Source organism: Sphingomonas sp. PAMC 26617 (assembly GCF_000242835.1).
GTDB lineage: Bacteria > Pseudomonadota > Alphaproteobacteria > Sphingomonadales > Sphingomonadaceae > Sphingomonas.
Genome location: NZ_JH594425.1, coordinates 1,524,677 through 1,547,113 on the forward strand (window position 1 = coordinate 1,524,677; position 22,437 = coordinate 1,547,113).

General features: G+C 64.0%; 19 protein-coding genes. 9 read left to right on the forward strand and 10 right to left on the reverse strand.

Annotation, left to right across the window (positions count from 1 at the left end; genetic code table 11):
* Positions 1-57 precede the first annotated feature (57 nt).
* From RH91_RS06645 to RH91_RS22285, 3 genes are read left to right on the forward strand one after another with little or no spacing between them, the layout of a single operon-like run.
* Positions 58-1,872, forward strand: a complete 1,815-nt coding sequence (locus tag RH91_RS06645) for an ABC transporter permease (RefSeq protein ID WP_081469512.1) — start codon at positions 58-60, stop codon at positions 1,870-1,872.
* On the forward strand, positions 1,869-2,558 hold the full coding sequence (locus RH91_RS06650) for an ABC transporter ATP-binding protein (protein WP_010161845.1): 690 nt from the start codon (positions 1,869-1,871) through the stop codon (positions 2,556-2,558). The genes RH91_RS06645 and RH91_RS06650 overlap by 4 nt, the downstream gene beginning before the upstream one ends.
* Positions 2,559-2,591: 33 nt before the next feature.
* Positions 2,592-3,818: a hypothetical protein gene (locus tag RH91_RS22285; protein WP_157136870.1), complete on the forward strand. Its 1,227-nt coding sequence runs from the start codon at positions 2,592-2,594 to the stop codon at positions 3,816-3,818.
* A gap of 336 nt (positions 3,819-4,154) precedes the next feature.
* Here RH91_RS22285 and RH91_RS21545 read toward each other — a convergent pair whose 3' ends face one another.
* Together RH91_RS21545 and RH91_RS06660 are read right to left on the reverse strand one after the other, a co-directional pair.
* Positions 4,155-5,153, reverse strand: coding sequence for a methyltransferase domain-containing protein (locus RH91_RS21545; RefSeq protein WP_081469513.1), 999 nt, complete (start codon positions 5,151-5,153; stop codon positions 4,155-4,157).
* A gap of 453 nt (positions 5,154-5,606) precedes the next feature.
* Positions 5,607-6,923 carry a capsular biosynthesis protein gene (locus tag RH91_RS06660; RefSeq protein WP_037478602.1) on the reverse strand — a complete coding sequence of 439 codons (1,317 nt, stop codon included), beginning with the start codon at positions 6,921-6,923 and terminating at the stop codon, positions 5,607-5,609.
* Positions 6,924-7,161: 238 nt separating this feature from the next.
* Here RH91_RS06660 and RH91_RS06665 point away from each other — a divergent pair, with 238 nt between their 5' ends.
* Complete coding sequence (locus RH91_RS06665) at positions 7,162-8,634, forward strand: LTA synthase family protein (RefSeq protein WP_010161848.1); 1,473 nt, start codon at positions 7,162-7,164, stop codon at positions 8,632-8,634.
* On the opposite strand, the gene RH91_RS06670 is transcribed toward RH91_RS06665, so the two are convergent.
* The gene (locus RH91_RS06670; protein WP_442852541.1) at positions 8,615-9,439 is read right to left on the reverse strand and encodes an SDR family NAD(P)-dependent oxidoreductase; all 825 of its coding nucleotides are present in this window, start codon (positions 9,437-9,439) and stop codon (positions 8,615-8,617) included. The genes RH91_RS06665 and RH91_RS06670 overlap by 20 nt on opposite strands.
* Before the next feature lie 206 nt (positions 9,440-9,645).
* Between RH91_RS06670 and RH91_RS06675 the strand changes: the two genes are divergently transcribed.
* Positions 9,646-10,164: a sterol desaturase family protein gene (locus RH91_RS06675; RefSeq protein WP_232283425.1), complete on the forward strand. Its 519-nt coding sequence runs from the start codon at positions 9,646-9,648 to the stop codon at positions 10,162-10,164.
* Positions 10,165-10,203: 39 nt separating this feature from the next.
* Here RH91_RS06675 and RH91_RS06680 read toward each other — a convergent pair whose 3' ends face one another.
* From RH91_RS06680 to RH91_RS06700, 5 genes are read right to left on the reverse strand one after another with little or no spacing between them, the layout of a single operon-like run.
* A complete protein-coding gene (locus tag RH91_RS06680) occupies positions 10,204-11,397 on the reverse strand; it encodes a glycosyltransferase family 4 protein (protein WP_010161851.1) in 1,194 nt (397 codons plus the stop codon).
* Complete coding sequence (locus tag RH91_RS06685) at positions 11,394-13,019, reverse strand: capsular polysaccharide export protein, LipB/KpsS family (protein WP_232283426.1); 1,626 nt, start codon at positions 13,017-13,019, stop codon at positions 11,394-11,396. Before RH91_RS06685 ends, RH91_RS06680 begins: the two co-directional genes overlap by 4 nt.
* Positions 13,016-13,624: a histidine phosphatase family protein gene (locus tag RH91_RS06690; RefSeq protein WP_010161853.1), complete on the reverse strand. Its 609-nt coding sequence runs from the start codon at positions 13,622-13,624 to the stop codon at positions 13,016-13,018. Before RH91_RS06690 ends, RH91_RS06685 begins: the two co-directional genes overlap by 4 nt.
* Positions 13,615-14,445, reverse strand: a complete 831-nt coding sequence (locus RH91_RS06695) for a 3-deoxy-manno-octulosonate cytidylyltransferase (RefSeq protein WP_010161854.1) — start codon at positions 14,443-14,445, stop codon at positions 13,615-13,617. Before RH91_RS06695 ends, RH91_RS06690 begins: the two co-directional genes overlap by 10 nt.
* Positions 14,438-15,433, reverse strand: coding sequence for a KpsF/GutQ family sugar-phosphate isomerase (locus RH91_RS06700; RefSeq protein WP_010161855.1), 996 nt, complete (start codon positions 15,431-15,433; stop codon positions 14,438-14,440). The genes RH91_RS06695 and RH91_RS06700 overlap by 8 nt, the downstream gene beginning before the upstream one ends.
* 152 nt (positions 15,434-15,585) lie before the next feature.
* Here RH91_RS06700 and kdsA point away from each other — a divergent pair, with 152 nt between their 5' ends.
* The 3 genes from kdsA (at position 15,586) to RH91_RS06715 (ending at position 19,158) form a co-directional block, all read left to right on the forward strand.
* Positions 15,586-16,434, forward strand: a complete 849-nt coding sequence (gene kdsA, locus RH91_RS06705) for a 3-deoxy-8-phosphooctulonate synthase (RefSeq protein WP_010161856.1) — start codon at positions 15,586-15,588, stop codon at positions 16,432-16,434.
* A gap of 35 nt (positions 16,435-16,469) precedes the next feature.
* Positions 16,470-16,784 carry a hypothetical protein gene (locus RH91_RS06710; RefSeq protein WP_010161857.1) on the forward strand — a complete coding sequence of 105 codons (315 nt, stop codon included), beginning with the start codon at positions 16,470-16,472 and terminating at the stop codon, positions 16,782-16,784.
* A gap of 178 nt (positions 16,785-16,962) precedes the next feature.
* Complete coding sequence (locus RH91_RS06715) at positions 16,963-19,158, forward strand: TonB-dependent receptor (protein ID WP_010161858.1); 2,196 nt, start codon at positions 16,963-16,965, stop codon at positions 19,156-19,158.
* A 327-nt stretch (positions 19,159-19,485) separates the two neighbouring features.
* Here the strand turns inward: RH91_RS06715 and galE are convergent, their stop codons facing one another.
* On the reverse strand, positions 19,486-20,481 hold the full coding sequence (gene galE / locus RH91_RS06720) for a UDP-glucose 4-epimerase GalE (RefSeq protein ID WP_010161859.1): 996 nt from the start codon (positions 20,479-20,481) through the stop codon (positions 19,486-19,488).
* A gap of 63 nt (positions 20,482-20,544) precedes the next feature.
* On the opposite strand from galE, the gene msrA reads away from it, so the two are divergent.
* Positions 20,545-21,087 carry a peptide-methionine (S)-S-oxide reductase MsrA gene (gene msrA / locus RH91_RS06725; RefSeq protein ID WP_010161860.1) on the forward strand — a complete coding sequence of 181 codons (543 nt, stop codon included), beginning with the start codon at positions 20,545-20,547 and terminating at the stop codon, positions 21,085-21,087.
* Positions 21,088-21,329: 242 nt separating this feature from the next.
* On the opposite strand, the gene RH91_RS06730 is transcribed toward msrA, so the two are convergent.
* Positions 21,330-22,403, reverse strand: coding sequence for an L-threonylcarbamoyladenylate synthase (locus tag RH91_RS06730; protein ID WP_010161861.1), 1,074 nt, complete (start codon positions 22,401-22,403; stop codon positions 21,330-21,332).
* Positions 22,404-22,437 lie beyond the last annotated feature (34 nt).

Here is a 22,437-nt window from a genome sequence, read left to right on the forward strand (position 1 = left end):
GACGGTGCCGGCGTTCGCCGACCGCCGGAAGCCGGCACGTACAGAACGGGAATTACAATGATTTCGACCGACCATCTGGATCCAGCGACGATAGCGGCGGATACCGAAGCGGGGCTGACGAGAAACGATCCGGAAGCTGCTTCTGTTGAAATCCGCGGCGGACTTTCGGCGTATCCCACGGATCCAACGTTACTGACGTTAGCCGAAGCGGTGTTTGTCGCGTTGACGCCGACATCGGCCGACCGACGGGCTGCCCGTTCGCCCGATTTCATGGCCGATGTCGGGTCCTGGCTTCTCAGCGCTACACTCCCGACGTCCGCGGAACTCTTTCTGCGTGACGCCGTCAAACAAAGCCCTGGCAATCCGATTTATCGCCATCTCTGGTTAGCGGCGCTCAATCAATCCGGGCGACATGGCGACGTATTGTCTGCTTCAGTGCAGCGCATTCGTTCGGCGCAGGCAGATATCGATGAGGTGATACAGGCGCTTTCCGCCGCGTTGGGCGACGCCAGATTCCGCCTGGCGCTGCTGATCCAGCAGCGCGCGCGTCGGAATATCGGCCCTCATCAATATCTGGATACGGTACGTTTGCACGCCCTGGTATCGATCCAGGCTTTCGAGGAAGCGCGTTCTCATCTGCGATCGGACGAGTCGGCAGCCGACTTACTGTTCATCGGCAGCGTCGTGCACGCCAGCCTGTCCGATTACAAAAGTGCATTGCACTCGATCGAGGCGGCTCGTGTCATCGAGCCTGATAATCCCATTTACGCCAATCATCATATTGCAGTGCTCGGCGGCTTGGGCCGTCACCGGCAGGCGGCGGAAATCTACGATCGCTTGTCTGCCGACCACATTTCCGACTTGCCGGCGTTGCGTTCTGCCTTTGCGGTCTATGCCGAGGCGGGACGGTACGACAGCGCAGTCAGGATCGGCGCGCGTATTGTGGAGGCAGAGCCGGATGACATCGCGTTCCTGTCTGTCTACCAGGCGCTGCTGGGCAAAAACATTTACGCCAATCTTCTCCAGGAATCCAATCGAGCAAGCCCCGAACCTGCTCGTATCAAGCGGCCCGACGCGGCTACCCCGACTTTGCGATATCGGTTTGCCTTAACTCGGCGTTCAATCCTGGCGCTCGTGCATCGTGAGACCAAAACACGGTTTGGAAGGTCGCGCATAGGATATCTGTGGGTGATCTTCGAGCCGCTGGCGCACATCGGGATCATGATTCTGTTGATCCAAACGATGAGCCATGGTGGCCTCCCGCCGATCGGTAACAGTTTTGCAGTATTCTACTTTACGGGAATCGTTCCGTTCCACCTGTTCACGCATACGGCGGGCCATCTCATCGGTTCCGCTACCGAAAACCGTCCACTTCTGCAAATCCCCCGTGTCAAACTTCCGGACATTTTCATCGCACGCGCGATCTTGGAAGGAATTACGGAAATCATCGTATCCGGAATCCTAATTTCCTTGTTTCTGCTTGCAGGGATGGATGCATTGCCCATCGATCCGCTTGGTGTACTGGGCGCCCTAGCGCTGTTGTGGATGGCAGCGTTTGGCGTTGGTATGATCAACGCTGCGATCAATAGCGTCTTTGCCGGTTGGGAACGTATCTGGGGGGCTGCGACGTCCGTGCTCTACTTCAGCTCCGGTACGTTCTACATTCCTCGCGTAATGCCGCCCTGGCTGCGCGACATATTAGCGTGGAACCCAATTTTGCAGACAATCGAGCTCGTACGTTTTCATTATTTTCATGAGCCGAGACCAGAGTGGCTCAGCGTTACATATCTGGCAGGCCTAGCCGTTGCCCTTCTGGGTATCGGATTCATCACAGAGAAGCTCATGCGGCGACGCATGCTTGATGTCGAATGATCGATATCCAATCTCTCACCAAAACGTATCACCCACGGGGTGGTCGGCCCAACGTTGTCTTGAACAACGTCTCGATCACATTCCCAACCGGGCGAAACGTGGGCGTTCTTGGGCTGAACGGAGCCGGTAAGAGCACGCTCATCCGACTCCTCTCCGGTACCGAAATGCCTGACAGGGGAAAAATCGTTCGGTCCGGATCCGTGTCCTTTCCGCTTGGATTAGCTACGATATTTCATCCGGATCTATCCGGACGGGAAAATCTAGAGTTCTTGGCACGGATCTACGACATAGACTTTCGAGAACTGTATGATTACGTGGCTGACTTCTCGGAGTTGGGTGCGCAGTTGAACAACCAGACGAAGACCTATTCGTCAGGTATGCTCGCCAAGGTCGCCTTTGGTGCATGTCTAGCGATCAACTTTTCTGTCTATCTGATCGACGAGATAACCGAGGTTGGCGATGGACGCTTTCGCGAAAAGGCGCTTCGGGAGTTTTCCAAGCGGACGCAGAGCTCTGATATCATTATCGTGTCGCACAATGTCGACACTATCCGTCAGTATTGCGACATGGGCGCTATCCTCGGGGGGGGGCGGATTCAGCTATATGATAGTATCGAGCTAGCGATTGCCGACTATCGCAATGAGACGCTTCGAACGCCTCCGAATGGCCTAGGTCCCCCGTCGTGACGGCGTTTTGGCAATGGACAGGATAGCGGCCACTTGAGTAGCGGCGAACAGCGTGGCGTGAGCCGACGTGGATTGCTCGGCGGCGCGGCAGCGGCATCGGTCGGCGTTGCTTCTGTTGACGTCTCAAACGTAACGTCAACGGCCCCAAATTCGGCACATATATCCCTCAATCCCGCGCTTTCGATCGAACGTTTTGGAGCTCGCCCGGATGCGAGCCCCGAGATCAATCTCAAAGCGTTTCTCCGCTGCCTCGCGCAATGTCGGCAGGACGGCACTCCCCTTCTCATTCCGGCAGAGCGCTATGAACTTCAGTCGCCGCATGCGCCGATAGATTTGACGCGAATTGCTCGTAACGCACGCAGAGCGATTGCCATTATCGGTACAGGCGGTCCGGGTAGTTCGGTTCTGTCGCTCAAAGCAGGCGGCTTGCAGTTTGCTTCGTTAACGGACTGGTTTGATCCAACCTTTGAAGGTTTCAGTGTCATCGGAAACACGAACCGAGCTTTGTTCGAGATCGGCAACTCAGACTTTTCCGACCCAGTGAACATGATGCGAATACGGGACGTTTACGTTGAAAACTCGTCGGCGCAGCAATCAGCGACTGGAGTTGTCCTCAATTATATCGCGCCTGGATCTTACGCGATTGGCTTGAAGAGCAACGTCTATTCTGACGGTAAAACGGCTTTCGCCGGCACCGCGCTCCGCTGCAGACAGGTCGAGGCAATGAGTTTCGTTGGCGGGGCGGCGGGTAATGCCGCCGTGGGTGTGCACATCGTCGATGGCTTCAACTTCGGCTTGTCGTTTACCGGCATGACGTTCGAGAATTGCGCCGTTGCTGTGCAGCATGTTTCTGACAAGTCGGGCGGTCATGTTTTTCAAGGCTGTCAGTTCTCCAATCTGCGAGACTGGAGCATCGAAAGCTTCGCCGCGAATGAATCCGCATGGATCGAGTTGATCGCCTGCAATTTTACAATGGCTGAGCCGCTCGTAAATCCAGTTCGATACCATGGCGTAAGGATAAGGGACCGGCGAAACATCGAAACGCCTGTAGTTCCAAAATCCGGTACGGCCGTCAACAACGCAACAGGCCGTGACGTAGATATCTATATATGGGGTGGAAACATCACGGAAATGGAGATTTTGGGGGCATGGATGCCATACGGTAACGCAGACGTACGAATGGTACGTCTCGCACCAGGGCGACAGATCTCGCTACGGTGGAAAGCGATGCCGTCCTGGAAGTGGCATAACGGCGGATAGCGATTGCGGAGTACGCAAACGCCGGCAGCGTCGCCGCCGGGCCTCAAAAGTTACGGGATCAGTTACAACACAAATCGCCGGGTGGTGTGAAGGGGGCGAGACGCTCTCGATCGACCATTAGTTTCCCGCCAAAGCGTCACGCTCCGCACTGAGCCAACTTTTCCTCGCCCATCCTTCAATTCCGACAAGCCGGAAGTCGAGCCTGCAGAAACACCGTCAACCCCGGCTGTCATTTTCAGCGCTAGCCTCATGCTAGTGCATGACGCCTATCACCCGATCGTTGATAGATCGACCTTGTAGAATTTTTCGTCTTTTCCTAAAAAGGCGGTAGTTTTTTCACCTAAATAACGACTTCTTGTTTGGGCCCTTGCTTGGGTTCAACGCCCTTATCAAATCCTCTGTCCGATCAATGGTACCCGTAGCTTCATGCGTCTTCTGGATGAGGTGCGAGAGGTCATGTCGAAGTATGTTTATCTTGTGATCTATACTTTCGAGCACCTGACGTTGACTATTCTCAGGGTTTATCGGAGATGTCTTCAGTGCTACCGGTGTGAAAGCAGGCTCAGCAATCTTCTCGAGAATGGCAAGAAACTCGCCTTCATCACTAATAACATCTACCAAACTAACGCCAATGATACCACTGTCTTCTACTTTCTTGAATACGCGAGCAAAAGAATCTGATGTCCAGACGGTACAATGAACATCTATGTACGGCCGATCATTATACAGCGCCGTCCCCGTATTTATCATGTCAGCAAAAGAATAATGTAAAGGCAAGCTCGCCGTATGCTCGGGGTCATTCCATTTAACAATCGTATCATGCGTCAAGGAAAGACCATGGCTCATGAAGTCGAGGACTTGCCCTATGGTCGGTGAACTGGGCTGCTCGATCCACCACTGTATGAGTTGTCCGAAACTGCTTTCGTTCCTCAAATAATCTGAAGTGAATCTTCGGTCCGGTAGAAAGAGAGCTATCCTGCCGCCAATATTAAGGGCTGATAACAATTCTCGTAACCATCCGAGCGGATTGGCGACGTGTTCCATTACATGTGATGCAACGATGTATTCGAACTTCTGGTCGGAGTGCATGCACTGCAACAGACGTCTTTCGGGTTCCCAAACAAAGTCGACAAGCGGTACAATCTTGCCGTTAAGTTCCGGATTTTCCAGCGCCTTTGCTTGAATTGCATCATTGCCGAGATAGTCGGTATAGACAACATTATGCGATGATTTAGAAATGCAGGGCTCATAATATGGGGATACCTCAAGACCATATCCGCTCATATCGATAATATCATTAAGGCTTTTCAAAATGCCTTGGCTATGTTGAACCATTTATTATCCTCGCTGGATTTACTACATACGTAGAGACACGTTACATTTTGCCAAGCTATTTTGTGTAAATCCTACCCCACGGTCCTTGGCGTAGCCGTTGGTATCAGGTCTTTTTTGACCGGTACGCTGGCGGCAAAAATGCTTTTTCCGATGGCAAAACGATTAACGGTTGCTGGTGTGCCGTAACGATGGTTCGCAAGAAGATTTACGTAGTCGCCAAAGCAACATGCGGTGCAACTTGGCCCTGCATGTTTGATGACCTACCCCGGCAATTTACGTCATTTATACGATAGCGTGGAGATCAAGTCGAGCGATGCGGCAATGCCGAATGCCCGGAGCGCAGAGCATTAAAGTGTCTCAACCGCGTTGCCGCCAACGATTGGTGCATTTGAAAACATGCTACGCACGTTGAGTCCACGGGCATGCGGGTAAGGTATATGAGTTCGATTGTCGTTAACGCGTCCGTATCCCGCGTGCAGAAGGTGTGGAGAGCAGCAGACTCGTCGCTTCAATTTTCGCGACGATTCCGCTGGTCAGCTTATCCAGCGCTTCCTCGGAAAAGAATCCGCCCGGGACGAGGCACCGTTCGATCAACACGCGCCGAAACGCGTCGAACGTCGCGGCGTCGGGCTTGCCGGGGTTCGCCCAGAAATCGTTCAGGCGGCCCTGGAAAGTGATGTCCTCGATATCGTAGACCGCCTGTCCGAGCGCGATCACCGGAATGCCCTGCGCCAGCGCGAGCGTGCCGCTGGTGCTGTTGATCGTCACCATCCCGCGAGAGCGGAGCGATATCGGCACGATATCCCCGCCCTCCAGATAATCGATCCGGTCGGTCACGCCGTGGAGCGCTGCCAGCGTCATCGTTTCCAGTCGCCAGTCGCGCACGCCATTGTCGAGCGGATGTTCCTTGATCACTAGCCGAAGCTCGGGCGGGGCGTGCGCGGCGAAGGAGGTGATCACCATCCGCAACGCGTCCGCGATCCCCGCGAAAGAGGAGTGAAGCCGGATCTGCGCGTCCGAATCGAGCTGGAGGGGGAACAGCACGTACGGGTCGTCGCGGTGCGCGAGCGTCGCCTGGACCGCCTCGGCGCGCGCGGCCGCGGCCTTGCGCCGGTTGAGCCGCCGCACCCACCCCATGCCCTCGACCAGCGGATGCCACGGCCGGTGGTTTTCCCAATGCGGATAGTGCGAGCGGGTCAGCACGTCGGCCGTGTTATAGATCAGCGCCTCGATCGCGCGGCGGCGAAAGGAGGATGGGACCGGCAGATGTTCCGGTGCCGGCGGCAGCACCGCCGCCTGCGCGCGGTACCACGCGGGGTCGCGCGGCAAGGTCGAATGGCCGTTGACCCCGCCAAGCTCGAGCGTCACCCAGTCGGGCCGGATATAGCCTTCCTCGAACACATGGACCGGAACGTGCAGGTCGCGGCACACCGCGATCGCGGCCATGTGGATCGGCCGGCAATCGCCGAACAGCAGCACGTCGGTGATCGCACGCTCTGCGATCAGTTTGCGGAGCGTGGCGGGCCAGTCCTCGAGCCTGCCGCGATAATCGATCCCGTTGGGCAATCGCCAGAACAGCCGGTCACCGCCATTGAAATTGACCTTGTGCACGCCGTAGCCGTCGCGCCGCAGCACCTGTCCGAGCCGCCGGAACAACGGGCCCATCAGCCCTTGCAACAACAGGATGTTGCGGGTTGCGAGCGGTTGCGGGACTTCGGGCACTGCGATTGTCGATAGCGGGACGGATTTCTCGGAACGCTGATCCGACATCCGTTGAGTTCCTTCTGATTTCCTGAAAGCGCCTGACAAAAGACACCATGGATTGTCTTTACCATAGAGCCGGCGCGGCAGTTTTCCAAGGGGTTGCGCGGGGTGGCCGGGCCGTGACAGCCTGTCGACGCGCCGCTATAGACGGTCGCGCTTCTCTCTTGCGGTGCCAAATGCAGCGCTCCGGCGCGGCAGGGACGCGACCTCTTCTGTGGCGGATGGTGTGATCCCTTTTCTGACAATGCTGTTCCTTTCGCTGTTGCTCGACGCGATCGCCCGACCGCGCCCGACGCGACTGCGGCACTGGCGCGGGATGCTGTTGCACGGGCTGATGATGACTGCGCTGTTCGGGGTGTTGCTTGCCGGATCGGGCAATGTCGTGGTCTCCGCCGTCGTCGGCGTTGCGCTGGTCGGGCTGTTCGTGGTCGCCTCCAACGCGAAGAACCGGATGCTTGGCGAGCCCATCGTGTTCTCGGATCTGGCGCTGCTGGCGGGAATCGTGCGGCACCCGCGGTTCTATTTCACGGCGATCACGCTGGGCCAGCGGTGGATGCTCGGGATCGGCGCGGGGGGCGCGGTGATCGCGCTTGCGCTGTTGTTCTCGGGGCAGGCGCAGCCCCATCTCATCGGAGCCGCCGTGGCACTGGCGGCGGGCGGGGTGCTGGCCCTCTTGCTTCGCGGGCTGGCGTATGACGGGGTCGCGACACGGCCGGATCTCGCGGGGGATTTCGCGCGGTACGGCATGCTGGCGACGTTGCTGCTGTACTGGTGGCGCTGGCGTGGGTCGACGGATCCCGCCGGGTGCGCGCCGATCGAGATCCGGCCGAATCCGACGGGCGCGCCGTTGCCCGAACTGATCGTCGTGGTGCAGTGCGAATCCTTTTGCGATCCGCTCGACATCACCGACGACCCGGCCAATGCTTTGCCCGGGCTTGCCGCGGCGCGGGCGGCGGCATGGCAATGGGGTACGCTCGATGTCAGCGGCTTCGGCGCCTATACGATGCGGACCGAATATGGCGTCCTGTTCGGCCGGGCCGAAAGTGCGCTGGGGTTCCGGCGCTACGATCCGTTCCTGACCGCGGCGGGCGAGGCATCCTATGCGCTGTCCGCGCGGCTGAAGCTGGCCGGCTATCGCAGCCTGTTCGTCCATCCGCATGATTTGCGATTTTACAACCGCGACCGGCTGATGCCGGCGGTCGGTTTCGATGCGATGATCGGAGAGGATGCGCTGGCACCGCGGGCCGGACCCGGCACGGGCGGGCGCTATGTCGACGATCGCGCGCTCGGCGGGTCGCTGATCGACCTGATCGACCGCAATGGCGGCCCGACGCTGCTGTACACCGTCACCATGGAGAATCACGGGCCGTGGGACAGCGACACCGCGCGCGATGCGGCGGGGCGGCGCGAGGCGTATCTCCGGCACCTTCGCAACAGTGACGCGATGCTGCGGGATTTGACCGACCATCTCGCGCGCAGCGGCCGTCCGGCGCTGCTGGTCTTCTTCGGCGATCATCGCCCCAGTATCCCGGGCGTGACCGCACCGGGTGGCGCGCGCCATACGCCCTACGTCATGCTCCGGTTCGATTCGGCCGGAGCGATCCTTCCGGGGGCAGCGGACCCGGTCGATCTCTCCCCCGCAGCGTTGCACCACCGCATCCTCGACTGCCTTGCGCCGCAGCGCGAATCGGCCAGGGTCACCCCGACGGCGGTGTAAGCGCCCGCAGCAGTCGATCGCGCAGGGGCGCGGGCAGAAGCCGGTCGACCCAGCGCAATACCGCGAACGGCCAGGGGAAGATGACATGCCCCCGTCCCCCTGTCGCTGCCCGGGCGATTCGCGCGGCGGCGTCGTCCGGCTGCAGCAGGAACGGGCGCGGGCCGGCGTTGGCGCGGGCTGCGGCGGTATCGATGAAACCCGGCGAAACGACGGTGACCTGCACGCCATGCTGCGCGACTCCCAGCCGGAGGGCCTCGGCGAAGCGCAGCAGCCCCGCCTTCGACCCGGCATAGCCTGCTGCAAAGGGCAGCGCATGGAACGCCGCGGCGGACCCGACCAGCACGATTCCGCCTCGCCCCCGCGCCGCCATCCGTGCCGCCAGCGCCGCCGCCATCGCGCTGGGTGCGACAAAGTTGACGAGGCCCAGCCGCGCGATCTGCGCGGCATCCTCGACCTGATCCCCCGATGCGCGAATGTCGCCCGATCCCGCGACCAGCAGCGCAAGGGTGATCGCCCCCGCCGCATCGTCCGCCTCCACCGCCGCGATCGCTGCCGCGCTGTCGGACAGGTCGAGCGACCGTATCGTGACGGTGGCACCGGCACGGCGGCACTCGTCCGCAACCGCTTCCAGCCGGTCGTGATTCCGACCCCACAACAGGATCGAACGGTTGTGCGCGGCATAATATCGTGCGAGGGCGGCCCCTAAGCCTCCGGAAGCGCCCGTGATAAGAATACGGTTGGTTGATGAAACATTCATATATGCGGTTCTATCGGAACTTGGGTGAATTACGACGCCTCCCTGCATCAGCCCTCAGGGCGACGCCACTCTGCCGCTTTGCGGGTTGACAGAGGGTGCCTCGTTCTGACCATACCGACAGCCATGATTACGCATCGGACCGAGAATTGCGAGGCCTGCCTATGAAGAATGACAGGTCGACCGCGCCGCGTATCCGGCTCTTCCGCAGTGATTTACTTGAGCGTTTCACGTTGATTTCGCCTGCTGCCTTCGCTGTGACATGGACGGTCTTCCTGTCCTGCGCGGTGTATGCAAGCTGGGGTGCGACCAGCCTTGGCCTGTCGATCGCGCTGGTCGCGGCGGGGCTGCTGATCTGGACGCTGTTCGAATATGCGATGCATCGCTTCATCTTCCATCTCAAGATGGACTCCGTGTGGTGGAAGCGCCTGATCTTCGTGACCCATGGCAATCACCACGCGATGCCGGGGGATCGCTATCGCAATATCATGCCGCCGATCGTCAGCGTGGTGATTTCCGGGATGATCTGGATCGCCTTCTACCTGATGTTCGGTGCGCCCGGCTCGGTACTCTTCCTGGGATTCGGGATCGGCTATGTCGTCTACGACGTGATCCACTATGCGTGTCATCAGCTGCCGATGCGCGGGCCGCTGCTGCGCAAGCTGCGGCAGCATCACAACCGGCATCATTACGCCAAGCAGGAAGGCAATTTCGCGATCACCGCGATCGTCTGGGACCGCGTGTTCGGGACCTATATTCCGCACAAGAAGCGCTAAGCGACCGGGGCCGGATGGTCCCGGTTTCGCGCATCCCGGTCATCGCTGCAGGGCGGCGATGGCGTCCATCACGATATCGATATGCGCTGCCCATGTCGGCGCGCGGTAGGCCGGGATCCGGGCCAGCTGCGCCGCCCGCATCGGGCCATCCGCGAAATGATCGAGGATCCCCGCCCGCCAGCCCGGCCCGTCGAGCGGATCGATGAAATCGGGGCCATCGCTCCCCGCCTCGCGCAGCGCGGGCAGATCGCTGCACAGCACCGGAGTCCCGACCGCGAGCGCCTCGGCCACCGGCATGCCATAGCCTTCCGCGAACGACGGCAGCAGCAGCGCGCGCGCGCCGCGCAGCAGCGCGTCGAGATGCTGGTCCGAACAGCCGTTGCGCTCCTCGACATGCCCGCGCAGCGCCGGGCAGCGTTCGAGCATGTCGATGACCTGTTCGTTTTCCCAGCCGCGCCGACCGACGATGATCAGCCGCGGGATCGCGTCCTGCGGCAGCGTCTCGGCGAAGCTGCGCCACAGGTTGAGCAGCAGGAGATGATTCTTGCGCGGCTCGATCGTCCCCACGCAAAGGAAATACGGCACGTCCGGCAGCGCGACGGGGCTGGCGCTGGGCGGCATCACTTGCGTGCCGAGCAACGCGACATGTGTTGCGACGCACCGCCCGGTACGGTCGATCCACGGTCGCATCGAATCGCCGGTCGCAGCGGAATTGACGATCACGCCATCCGCCAGCGCGGCGATCGTCTCGATCCTGCGCTGGTGGAGCGCGGCGCCATCGGGGCGCGCATATTCGGGATATTCGATCGGGATCAGGTCGTGGACCAGACACAGGAACCGCGCCTGCTCGCGCGCCAGGATCCGGCGCACCAGCGCGGGGCGCGTGAGGTGATGCGGCGAGGCCTGGACATATACCGCTCCGGGCAGCGCGGGCGCGCGCGTCGGCCGCAGCGTCATCAGCAACGGCACCGTTTGTGCAAGCGAACGCTGCTCCTGCCCGCCGCCTTCCGCTTCCCAGCGACGCTCGAGCAGGTCGAGATAGCGCACTGCGGTCGCCTTCGACAGGCGGCCATAGCCGAAGACGGGATGGACCGCGGTGAAGTGCAGCCGGTCGCCCAGCCGGTCGGCGAGCCCGCGCGCATAGGCCATCTCGACCCGGTCGACGCCCGATGGGGTATGATGCCGCGCGCGCGACACCAGCCGCGAGAGATCGAGCAGGACGGCATTGGTCACGCGGTTCTGGCTCCGATGAGGCGACCCTGGAGCTGACGCAACCGTGTCACCCACCCGAGGCGGTTGTGCGCGGCACCTTCGCCCATTCGCGCGATCAGCACTTCGGGTGCGCACGGAAGCGCGGTGACGGGGTCGAGATAGCGCGGATATTGGATCAGTACGCCCGCCAGCAGTTGCAGGACCGTGAGCTGCCGCCCGCGCCGGTCGGGTACGCTGCCGAGATCGCGCGTGACCCCCCAGCCCGCGTAGAACGGCGTGCCGTGGCACGTCACGTCACGCCCGCGCAGCAACGCCTCGAACCCGGTAAGCGACGTCAGCACATGGACGCCGTCGACGAGATCGAGCAGCGGTGCCATCCCGCCGCCGGTGACGACCCGGTCGGCATGGCGCAGCGCCTCCGCCTCCGCCACCGCGCCCTTGCGATGCCCGGCGGTGACGTCGGGATGCGGGCGGAACCAGAGTTCGGCATCGGGCTCGAGCGCGCGCGCCCGGCGCAGCAGTTCGAGGTTGCTCGCGAGGCCACCGCCACCGAGCTTGACCGACATGTCGTCCTCGACCTGTCCGGGGACGAGTACGAGCCGCCGCCCGGTTTCGCGCTTTGGGAAGGTATGCGCGGTGTCGCTGCCGTATTTGCTGATCCCGCCCTTGAGGATCGTATCGCGCAGCCGCGCCGCGCGGGCGAGCAGCGCAGGCGGGAAATCCGCGGTGGCGAGCAGCACCTCGAGATCGCTCGGGCGGGTCGGATCATAGTGGATCCCGCGCCAGTCGACCGCGACCGACGAGGGCGGCACGAGATTGCTGCCCAGACCGACCGAGCGGACGAACCCGTCCTCGACCCGGACGAGCGGGATATTGCGTTCGGCCGCCTGCGCGACCAGCCGCGCCGACACGCGCGACGGCCAGATCGCGATCGCGCCACCCCGTCGCGCGGCCAGCGCGAGCGCGCGGCGTTCGGCGCGGAAGAAGCGGAGCGGGTGCGCGGGTGTGTACAGGAACCGGGCGATCTCGCGGCGTTTCCACCAGCTGAACCCGCATCCGGCGACGATGTCGTGGTTGCCCGCGAACACGCGCCGCCAGTCGCCGAGCACCGCGATCGTCGCGTCGAGATCGGTGGGTCCGCCGGTGAACGGGTCGCGATAGCGCGTCCGTGCCAGATCGCGCGCGACCGTCTCGCGCAGCGTCGCGGCATCGTCCCCCGGCGCGCCGAACCGGCCCGGCGTCAGAAGGTGGACGCGAACACCCGCGATCACGCCGAGCGCGACCCATTCGTCCTCGCCATGCGCGACCAGCGTCGTCAGGTCAGGGAGCAGCGACCAGGGATCGACCGGCGCTTTCGCCGAGGGGGCGATCCATTGCGCGGCCGTGCGGTCCGCCTCCGGCAGCAATGCCAACGCGGCGCTGGCTTCGGTGCGTGTTCGGGCGCGATGGATCACCCGCGGCGTTGGCGCAGGCATGGCACGGCCCCAGAAACAGCCGCCGACCTGGGTCCCCCGGATCGCCTCGAACAGCTGGTCGACTGCGGCAGGGGTGGGAGTAACCCCGGTTCCGGGACCCGAGGCGGTGATCGAAACATCGCCCCCCGGAAAAGGTGGAGCGCGCAGGATGGGGAGATGGCTGGTCACGGTCGCCGGTCCCATGCGGCGAGCCGCAGGCCATCCGTGCCGCGCTCGATCACCGCATAGGCACCGGTCCGCAGCTTGAGCGAGGGCAACGCCGAAGCCTGCTCTTGCAGGGCAGGGACCGCGAGCAGCGCAAAGCGCGCCGCGCCGTTGCTCGTTACGATCAGGATGCGCCCTTGAGCGGTGCCGAACAGGCCGCGCCACCCTGCGATCCGGCGCTCCGGATCGACGACCCAGCCTTCGGGGGCGAGCGCTTCCGTGTCCCACCGCGCGAGTGCGTCCGCGCCGATCCGGTCGACCACCGCGCTTTCGATCTGCGCCTCGTCCGGACCGTGATCGATCTCGGTCAGCCAGTCGGCGGGTTCGACCGGAGGCGCGTCGGTCTGGTGTGCGAGAATCCCCGCGATCGTCGTGCGGGTCCGCAGCAGCGGTGCCGCCAGCGCGCGGTCGAACCGCCACCCGTCTCGCGCGAACGCGACGCCAAGTGCCTCGGCCTGCGCGACTCCGCTGTCGACCAAGGGGAGGTCGGTCCGCGCGCCGATCCGGCGGGCGGGCTCGCCCGCGGCAAAGGTGTTGCCGTGGCGCACGATGACGACGCTCAGCGCCATGTCGTGTTCGGTTCGCCATGTTCGGCGATCAGCCGCTCGGCCATCGCGACATCCGCCTGCGTGTCGATTCCCGACATGGTGTGCGGGGAGGCGGCGGTCTCCACGGTCAGAATGTCCTCGCCGGTTTCGAGGAAGCGCAGTTGCTCGAGCCCCTCGAGCGTCTCGTACGGCGTCGGGGCAGTGGCTTCGAACCGCTGCAACGCGGCGAACCGATAGGCGTAGAGCCCGATATGCCGGAACACCGGCGACAGCGCGTCGGCCTCGCGCAACCGCGCCTCGTCGCGGATCGCTGGGATCACCGCCTTGGAGAACCACAGGGCGCGTCCGTCCGCGCGCCGCGCGCAGGTCGTCCCGCTGAACGGCGATGTCGCCTTGTGCGCGCGCAAGGCATCGAGCGCGGGCCATGGCAGCGGGACGACCGGAGTCGCCACCGCGCAGCGCGATTCGCGGAGCGCCGCCAGCAGCGTCGCGATCAGCCCGGGCTGAACGAACGGTGCGTCCCCCTGCAGATTGACGACGATCGACGGCGCGACGGCACGGTCGCGCGCGACCGCCCAGGCGCGGCCAGAGCCGGAGGAGATTGCCGGATCGGTCATCACCGCGTCACAGCCGAGGCTGCGCGCATGGTCGAATATCCGCTGGTCGTCGGTCGCGACGACCACCGCGACATTCCCTGCGCGTCGCGCGCCCTCGGTGGCGATGGCGACGACGCGCGCGAGCAGCGTCTGTCCCGCAATCGCGATCAGCGGCTTGCCGGGCAGACGACTTGACCCGTAACGGGCCGGAACCACGATCAGGTCGGGCGCGTCGATCTCAGGCAACGCCCGCCCGCAGGATGTCGTGCAGGTGGATGACACCGACGAGCCGGGTGTTCTCGCACACGAACAATACCGACACCGCATTTTCGTTGAGGATGCGCAGCGCATCCGAGGTCAGCGTGTCGGGGCTCACCGTGATCGGGGTCGCGTTCATATAGTCGCTGATCCGGTCGCCGAGCCGTTCGCTGGCGAAGCTGCGACGCAGATCGCCATCGGTGAAGACGCCGACCAGCGTATCGTGATCGTCGACCACCGCGGTGCAGCCATAGCGCTTGCGGCTCATCTCGACCGTCGCGTCGAGCAGCGTCGCGCCGGTCCGCACCATCGGGACGTCGGCTTCGCTCGCCATTAGTTCGGCGATCGTGGTGAGCTGCGCGCCGAGCCGTCCGCCCGGATGGAAGGTGAAGAAATCCTGCCGCGAGAAGCCGCGCTGTTCGGTCAACGCCACCGCGATCGCATCGCCGAGGACCGCCTGGACCGTGCTCGACGAGGTCGGGGCGAGCTCGTTGGGGCAGGCTTCGCGGACTTGCGGGAGCGCGAGGCAGATGTCGGCGGCGCGGCCGGCAGTGCTTTGCGGGTTCGCGGTCGCGACGATCAGGCGGACGCCGAAGCGGCGGCAATAGGCGATGATCGCCCCGAGTTCGGTCGTCTCACCCGACCAGCTCAGCGCGAACACGATGTCGCCGGTGCTGATCATGCCGAGGTCGCCGTGGCTCGCCTCGCTCGAATGCAGGAACAGCGCGGGTGTGCCGGTCGACGACAGCGTCGCCGCGATCTTGCGCCCGACCAGCCCGCTCTTGCCCATCCCGGTCACGATCAGCCGACCCGTCAGTGCCCGGATTTCGGCCACGGTCTGGAGAAAACTCTGGCGCAGCGATGTCGTGCGCAGCGCGTCGGACAGCGCGTGGAGCGCATCGATTTCGGTCCGCGTCGTCCGCAGCGCGGAAAGCAACCCAGCTTCGTCTGATACTTTCGCGGCGATTGCCTGCATAAATTCTCTCGAGGTTGCTTTGAACGACCGGTTGGCCTGCACCTAAAGTGTTATCGCGTTGACTTCCAGCAAAACGGCGGCACAGGTCGGCGCTCGACCGGGCCGGGCGTTTATCCCGATCCGGGCGCAAGCACGATGAGGGAAATACGATAATGCGTCTGTGTGGGCGAGACATCGGTCCAGCCGAGCCGATCTTCTTCATCGTCGGTCCGTGCGTCATCGAAAGCGAAGCGTTCGCGCTCTCCACCGCGACGCAGTTGCGCGCGATCGCCGACCGGCTCGGCGTGCTGCTGATCTACAAGAGCTCGTTCGACAAGGCGAACCGCAGCTCGGGCGCGTCGTTCCGCGGTCCCGGGATCGACGAGGGGCTGCGCATCCTCGAAAAGGTCCGCGCCGAAACCGGCCTGCCGATCCTGACCGACATTCACAGCGAGGATCAGGTCAAGGCGGTCGCCGAAGTGGTCGACGTGTTGCAGACCCCGGCGTTCCTTGCACGACAGACCGATTTCATCGCGGCGGTCGCGGCATCGGGCAAGCCCGTGAACATCAAGAAGGGCCAGTTCCTCGCGCCGGGCGACATGCGGCATGTCGCGGACAAGGCGCGCGCGGCGGCGGCGGCGGCGGGGGTGCCGACCGACAATTTCATGATGTGCGAACGCGGCGCGAGCTTCGGGTACAACAATCTCGTGTCCGACATGCGCAGTCTTGCGATCATGCGCGATACCGGGTGCCCGGTGGTGTATGACGCGACGCATTCGGTCCAGTTGCCCGGCGGGCAGGGCGACCGCTCGGGCGGGCAGCGCGAGTTCGTCCCCGTGCTGGCGCGTGCGGCAGTCGCGGCGGGAGTGTCGGGGCTGTTCATCGAATCGCATCCCGACCCCGAGCAGGCACTGTCGGATGGTCCCAACAGCTGGCCGCTCGACCAGCTCGAAGCCTTGCTCGAGCAGCTGATCGGGATCGATTCGCTGGTCAAGCGCGCGGGGCTCGAACCGTTCGGCTGACGCAACCGCGCAAACGCGACAGGCGTTGAGACGAGATGTTTGCGCATGTTCCCGTATCGATCGGCGTTCAGCTGGCGTGCTGGGCGATCGGTCGCGCGCTTGGCGCACCGACTCGCGCGTCGGTGTGGATCGGCGCTTTCGCCGGGAGTGCGGTGTGCGTCATGCGCGAGATTACGCAGCGCGAATATCAGTGGATCGAGCAGTTCGGTGCCGGGCGGCGCGCGAACATGCCGGGCTATGCCGGGCTCGAGGTGTGGCAGTGGAACACCCATTCGCTCGCCGAGACCGCAGTCGCGATTGCGGCGTCGGTCGTGCTGGCGGCGGCGGTGACGGTTCGACCGAAGCCGTAAGACCACCGCCGTTCATCTCCCCGCAAGGTAGCGGTCGCCACGCAGGCAAGCGCGTGGCGGGAGCGTCAGGGCCGAATCGTCCCGGGAGACGATGACTCGGCCTTGATACTTTATCTCATCACATGTACGGGGCCGCCATCGCACCCGACCAAGCTGTTCTAAAAAGGCCGTCTCCCGCATGATCCGATCCTTTCTGCTGTCCAGCGTTGCTGCGTCCTTCGCCTTGCCCGTCGCTGCTTTCGCCGCCGAGCCCGCGCAGCAGGTCGATCCCGCCCCCGCGACGACGACCGCCGCGTTGCCCGCCGCCTCGCCCACCGACGCCGCCGCCAGCAAGGGCGCGGGCCCCGACATCGTCGTCACCGGCCGCCTCGATGCGGCGCGCGCGTCGATCCAGCCGAGCCTCGGTGCGACGACCTATTCGATCACCGCGACGCAGATCAAGGCGCTCCCCGGCGGCGACAATCTCCAGCTCAATCAAATCCTTCTGCAATTGCCCGGCGTGGTGCAGGACGGCGGCGGCCAGTTCCACGTGCGCGACGACCACAACAACCTGCAATATCGCATCAACGGGACGATCCTGCCCGAAGGCGTCTCGGTATTCGGCCAGACGCTCAGCCCGCGGATCGTCGAGCGGTTCGACCTGCGCACCGGCGCGCTCCCCGCGCAATATGGCCTGCGCACGGCGGGCATCATCGACATCACCACCAAGAGCCATTTCGACAATAGCGGCACCGCGCAGATCTATGGCGGGACCAACGACACGATCCAGCCGAGCATCGAATATGGCGGCTCGACCGGGCAGACGAACTACTTCGTCACCGGCAGCTACAAGCACAGCAACAACGGGATCGACCCGGTCGATTCGGGGCGCACCCCGCTCCACGACAGGACCGACCAGTATCAGGGCTTCGTCTATCTCGACCACACGCTGGATGCGAACAACCGCGTCTCGCTGATCGGCGGCTATGCCGACCAGCGCTACCAGATCCCCAACCCGCGCGGGCTGCGCCCCGACAGCGGCTACAGCGTCGGCGGCGTCAGCGATGTCCTGAGCGACGACCTCGACGAGCGGCAGCACGAGCAGACCGCCTTCGCGCTGGCCAGCCTGTTGCACGACGCGGGCCCGCTGACGTTGCAGGCGTCGCTGTTCGCCCGCTATTCGGCGTTGCGCTACACCCCCGACGTGCTCGGCGAACTGCTGTTCAACGGGCTGGCGCAGAATGCGTACAAGCGCGACTTCACCTTCGGCGGGCAGATCGAGGGCGCGTATCGGCTGGGCGCGGCGCACACGCTGCGCGGTGGCGTGATCATCTCGCGCGACCGCAACAACAGCCGCACCTCGACCCAGGTGTTCCAGGTCGACGATGCGGGCGCGCAGCTTGGCGAGCCGGTAACGGTGATCGACAATGGCGCCCGGACCGAGATGACCTACAGCGTCTATCTCCAGGACGAATGGAAGATCGCCGAGCCGCTGATCGTCAATTTCGGCGGCCGGTTCGATCACTATAACGGCTATCGCGCCGAGAGCGCCTTCTCGCCGCGCGTCAACGCGGTGCTGACCCCGCTCGAGGGGCTCGCGCTCCACGCCGGTTACTCGCGCTATTTCTCGCCGCCGCCGTTCAGTAACGTGGCGACCACCAGCGTGCTCAAGTTCCGCGGCACCAGCGCGCAGGCACCCGGCGACGACGGCGTCACCACCCCGCTCGCGGACACGCCCTATGCCGAGAAGCAGGACTATTTCGACGTCGGCGGGCAGTGGAAGCTGTCGCCCACGGTGACGGTCGGGCTCGATGGCTATTATCGCAAGTCGTACAACCTGCTCGACGAAGGCCAGTTCGGCGCGCCGATCATCCTGACGCCGTTCAACTATGCGCGCGGGACGATCAAGGGCGTCGAGGGCAACATCAGCTACGCCGCGAACGGCCTGTCGCTGTACGGCAACCTTGCCTATGCCAAGGCGCAGGGGACCAACATCGTCTCCTCGCAGTTCAATTTCGCGCCCGCCGACCTCGCGACGATCGCGCGCCAGTCGATCTATCTCGACCATGACCAGACGTGGACCGCCTCGGCGGGCGCGTCCTACCGGATCGAGCAGGGCTTCCTGCGCGATACGCGGGTCGGCGCGTCGATGCTGTACGGCTCCGGGCTGCGCCGCGACGGCGACGTTCCGAACGGTGGCAAGCTCCCGCCCTATGCGGTGGTCAACCTGACCGCGAGCCACAATTTCGCCGGGCCGGGGATCGAGATCCGCGCGGACATCATCAACGTCGGCGACCATGTCTACGAGATCCGCGACGGCTCGGGCGTCGGGGTCGGCGCGCCGCAGTTCGGCGCGCGGCGCGGGTTCCTGTTCGGGATCAGCAAGACGATCTGAGGGGCGTCTTTCTCTTCCGCTTCCCCGGCGAAGGCCGGGGTCCAGGAGCGATGGCCGACGTCATCGGGCGCGACACCCGCCATCAACCGCTTGCTGCCAGGCCCCGGTTTTCGCGAGACCTTTGCGGAAAGGCAATCGTAGGTTTTATCGTCACCCCCGGCCCCAAAAGCTGCCGTCATGCTGAACTTGTTTCAGCATCCACCGCGCAGCAGGCATCGTCCGGACTCGCGGGGGGCTGGATCCTGAAACAAGTTCAGGATGACGGATGGTTTCGCAGAGGCCATGTCTTCGACGGGGGAGAGGCAGCCAAGGACGCGGTAACGCTGCCTACTCCCGCTCGCCCAACTTGCGCTCCCACGCCAGCGCGTCGCGCACGATCAGGTCGAGGTCGGCGCGCTGCGGCGTCCAGTCGAGCGTTTCGAGGATCGCGCGATTGTCCGCGACCAGTTCCCCCGCATCGCCCGCGCGGCGTCCCTCGATCACGCGTTCGAGCTTGCGATTGGTCACGCGGTCGACTGCGTCGAGCACTTCGAGCACCGAGAATCCCTTGCCGTACCCCGCGTTGAGCGTGTGGCTGCGGGTCGGCTCGGCGATCAGCACGTCGAGTGCTGCGACATGCGCCGCCGCCAGATCGCTGACATGGATATAGTCGCGCACGCCCGTGCCATCGGGGGTCGCATAATCGGTGCCATAGACGCGGACGGTCGCGCGCTTGCCCAGCGCCGCCTCGACCGCGATCTTGATGAGATGCGTCGCACCGATCGTCGACTGCCCGCTGCGCCCGGCCGGATCAGCGCCCGCGACGTTGAAATAGCGCAGCGCCGCATAATTCATCGGATGCGCCGCCGCGACGTCGCGCAGCATCGCCTCGGTCATCAGCTTGGAGGTGCCGTACGGGTTGATCGGCACGGTCGGGTCGCCCTCCGCGACCGGGACCTTTTCGGGCGTGCCATAGGTCGCGGCGGTGGACGAGAAGATGAAGTGTCTCACCCCCGACACTACCGCACTCTCGATCAGCGCGCGGCTCGCAGCGGTGTTGTTGCGATAATATTTGAGCGGGTTGCTCACCGATTCGGGGACGATGATCGACCCGGCGAAATGCAGGATCGCCCGCACTTCATGATCGCGCAGCGTCGCGCGGACCAGATCATCATCCTCGATCTCGCCGCGCACCAGCGTCGCGCGCGGGTCGACCAGCCAGTCGAATCCGGTGGTCAGATTGTCATAGACGACGACCCTGTGCCCGGCATCGAGCAACGCGAGCACCGCATGGCTCCCGATATAGCCCGCGCCGCCCGTCACCAGCACCGATCCGTCCAGCATCGCCGTCCCCCTTTTGTCGCTTCCCGCCGTACCTATCTTAAAGACCTAAACAAGGAGCGTATCATGGCAAGCGAAGTCGCAACGCTGGCGGGCGGGTGTTTCTGGTGCACCGAAGCGGTGTTCAAGGATGTGATCGGCGTCGAAAGCGTCGAGAGCGGGTATATCGGCGGGAGCGTCCCCAACCCGACCTACAAGCAGGTCTGCGGTGGCGACACCGGGCATGCCGAGGCGATCCGCGTCACCTTCGACAGCGATCAGGTGCGCTATGGCGACATCCTCGACATGTTCTTCGCGACGCACGACCCGACGACGCTCAACCGTCAGGGCAATGACGTCGGCACGCAATATCGCTCGGCGATCTTCCCGCATTCGGAGGAGCAGGCGACCGAAGCGCGTGCGGCGATGGAACGGGCGGCATCGGGCTGGCCCGCGCCGATCGTCACGACGATCGAGCCGCTGACCGACTGGTATTCCGCGGAGGACTATCACCAGGATTATTGGGACAGCGAAGGCCAGCGCAATCCCTATTGCATGGCGGTGATCCCGCCCAAGCTGGCGAAGCTGCGCAAGAGCTTTGCGGAGCGGTCGAAGACGGTCTCGGCGTAACGTAGCGCGGGCGGGGGCAGGACGCTCCCGCCGGCTTGGCGTGTGGCGAAGGTGAGAAGTGCTCGCCGCGCCCCCTTCTTTTCTCGCTTCCCCGGCGAAGGCCGGGGCCCAGGAGCGGGCCGTTTGGAAGAGAGCGCAGCCCCCGCTTGCAGATCGCCCTCTCCTGGGCCCCGGCCTTCGCCGGGGAAGCGCACGGAGGTATTGCGGCACGTCCCCCCAAACCGGCCTGCAACGGGCGACGGCTAGTCCCGATGCGCCGCGCGACGCAGGCGATCGTTGATCGCCGTGCCAATCCCGTCGAGCGGGATCGCAGCAATCGCGATCCGCGCACGCTCAGAACCATCGGCAAGGTGCAACGCATCGAACAGCTTTGCAGCCGCCTCGGTCAAATCGCCCCGCGCCGATAGCGACGTGTCGCCGCCAATCGCGCCGAATCCGATGAGATATTCGTCGGCCTCGGCTTCGGTCGCGTTCAACCGGAGCGGCTTGTTCGGCGCATAATGGCTCGCAAGCTGGCCCGGTGCGGTGATGATTGCCGCCTCCCCCTCTTTTCCTTGCTTCCCCGGCGAAGGCCGGGGCCCAGTAGCGAGAAACGCGGAAGAGAGCGCATCCCCTGCTGGCAGATCGCCCTCGACTGGGCCCCGGCCTTCGCCGGGGAAGCGGGACGGGTGGGAAGCGGGGGTGTCCCCGAACCGCGCAAGATCCTCCGCCGTCACCGGCCCCGGCCGCAACACCTGCAACCCCGCAACGATCGTCGACTCCACCCCCGCGTCGGTCGCGCCATCATCCACCACCAGCGCAATCCGCCCGCCGAGCGACGCCACAACATGCCCCGCGCGCGTCGGGCTGATCGCACCGCTCGCATTGGCGGAGGGCGCAGCAAGCGGCACGCCGGCGGCGGCGATCAGCGCGCGCATCGCGCGGTGCGCAGGGACACGGATCGCGATCGTGTCCAGCCCCGCCGTCACCAGCGATGCGATCCCCGCATCGCCCCGCACCGGCAACACCAACGTCAGCGGCCCCGGCCAGAACGCCGCCGCCAAGGCCCGCGCGGTCGCATCGAACACCGCGATCCGTTCCGCTGACGCAAGGTCGAGCACATGGACGATCAGCGGGTTGAAGCTTGGCCGCCCCTTGGCCGCATAGATTCGCGCGACCGCGCCCGAGTCGGTCGCGTCGGCGGCGAGTCCGTAGACCGTCTCGCTCGGGATCGCGACCGGCTGCCCGGCGCGAATCAGCGCAGCGGCCTCTGCGATCGCTACGGCACCGTAGGGTAAGGTTCGCGTCTGCATCGGCGGGTTTGGCGCGGTCATCATGCGGCGCTATAGCCGCCACAAACCTGCGCGATAA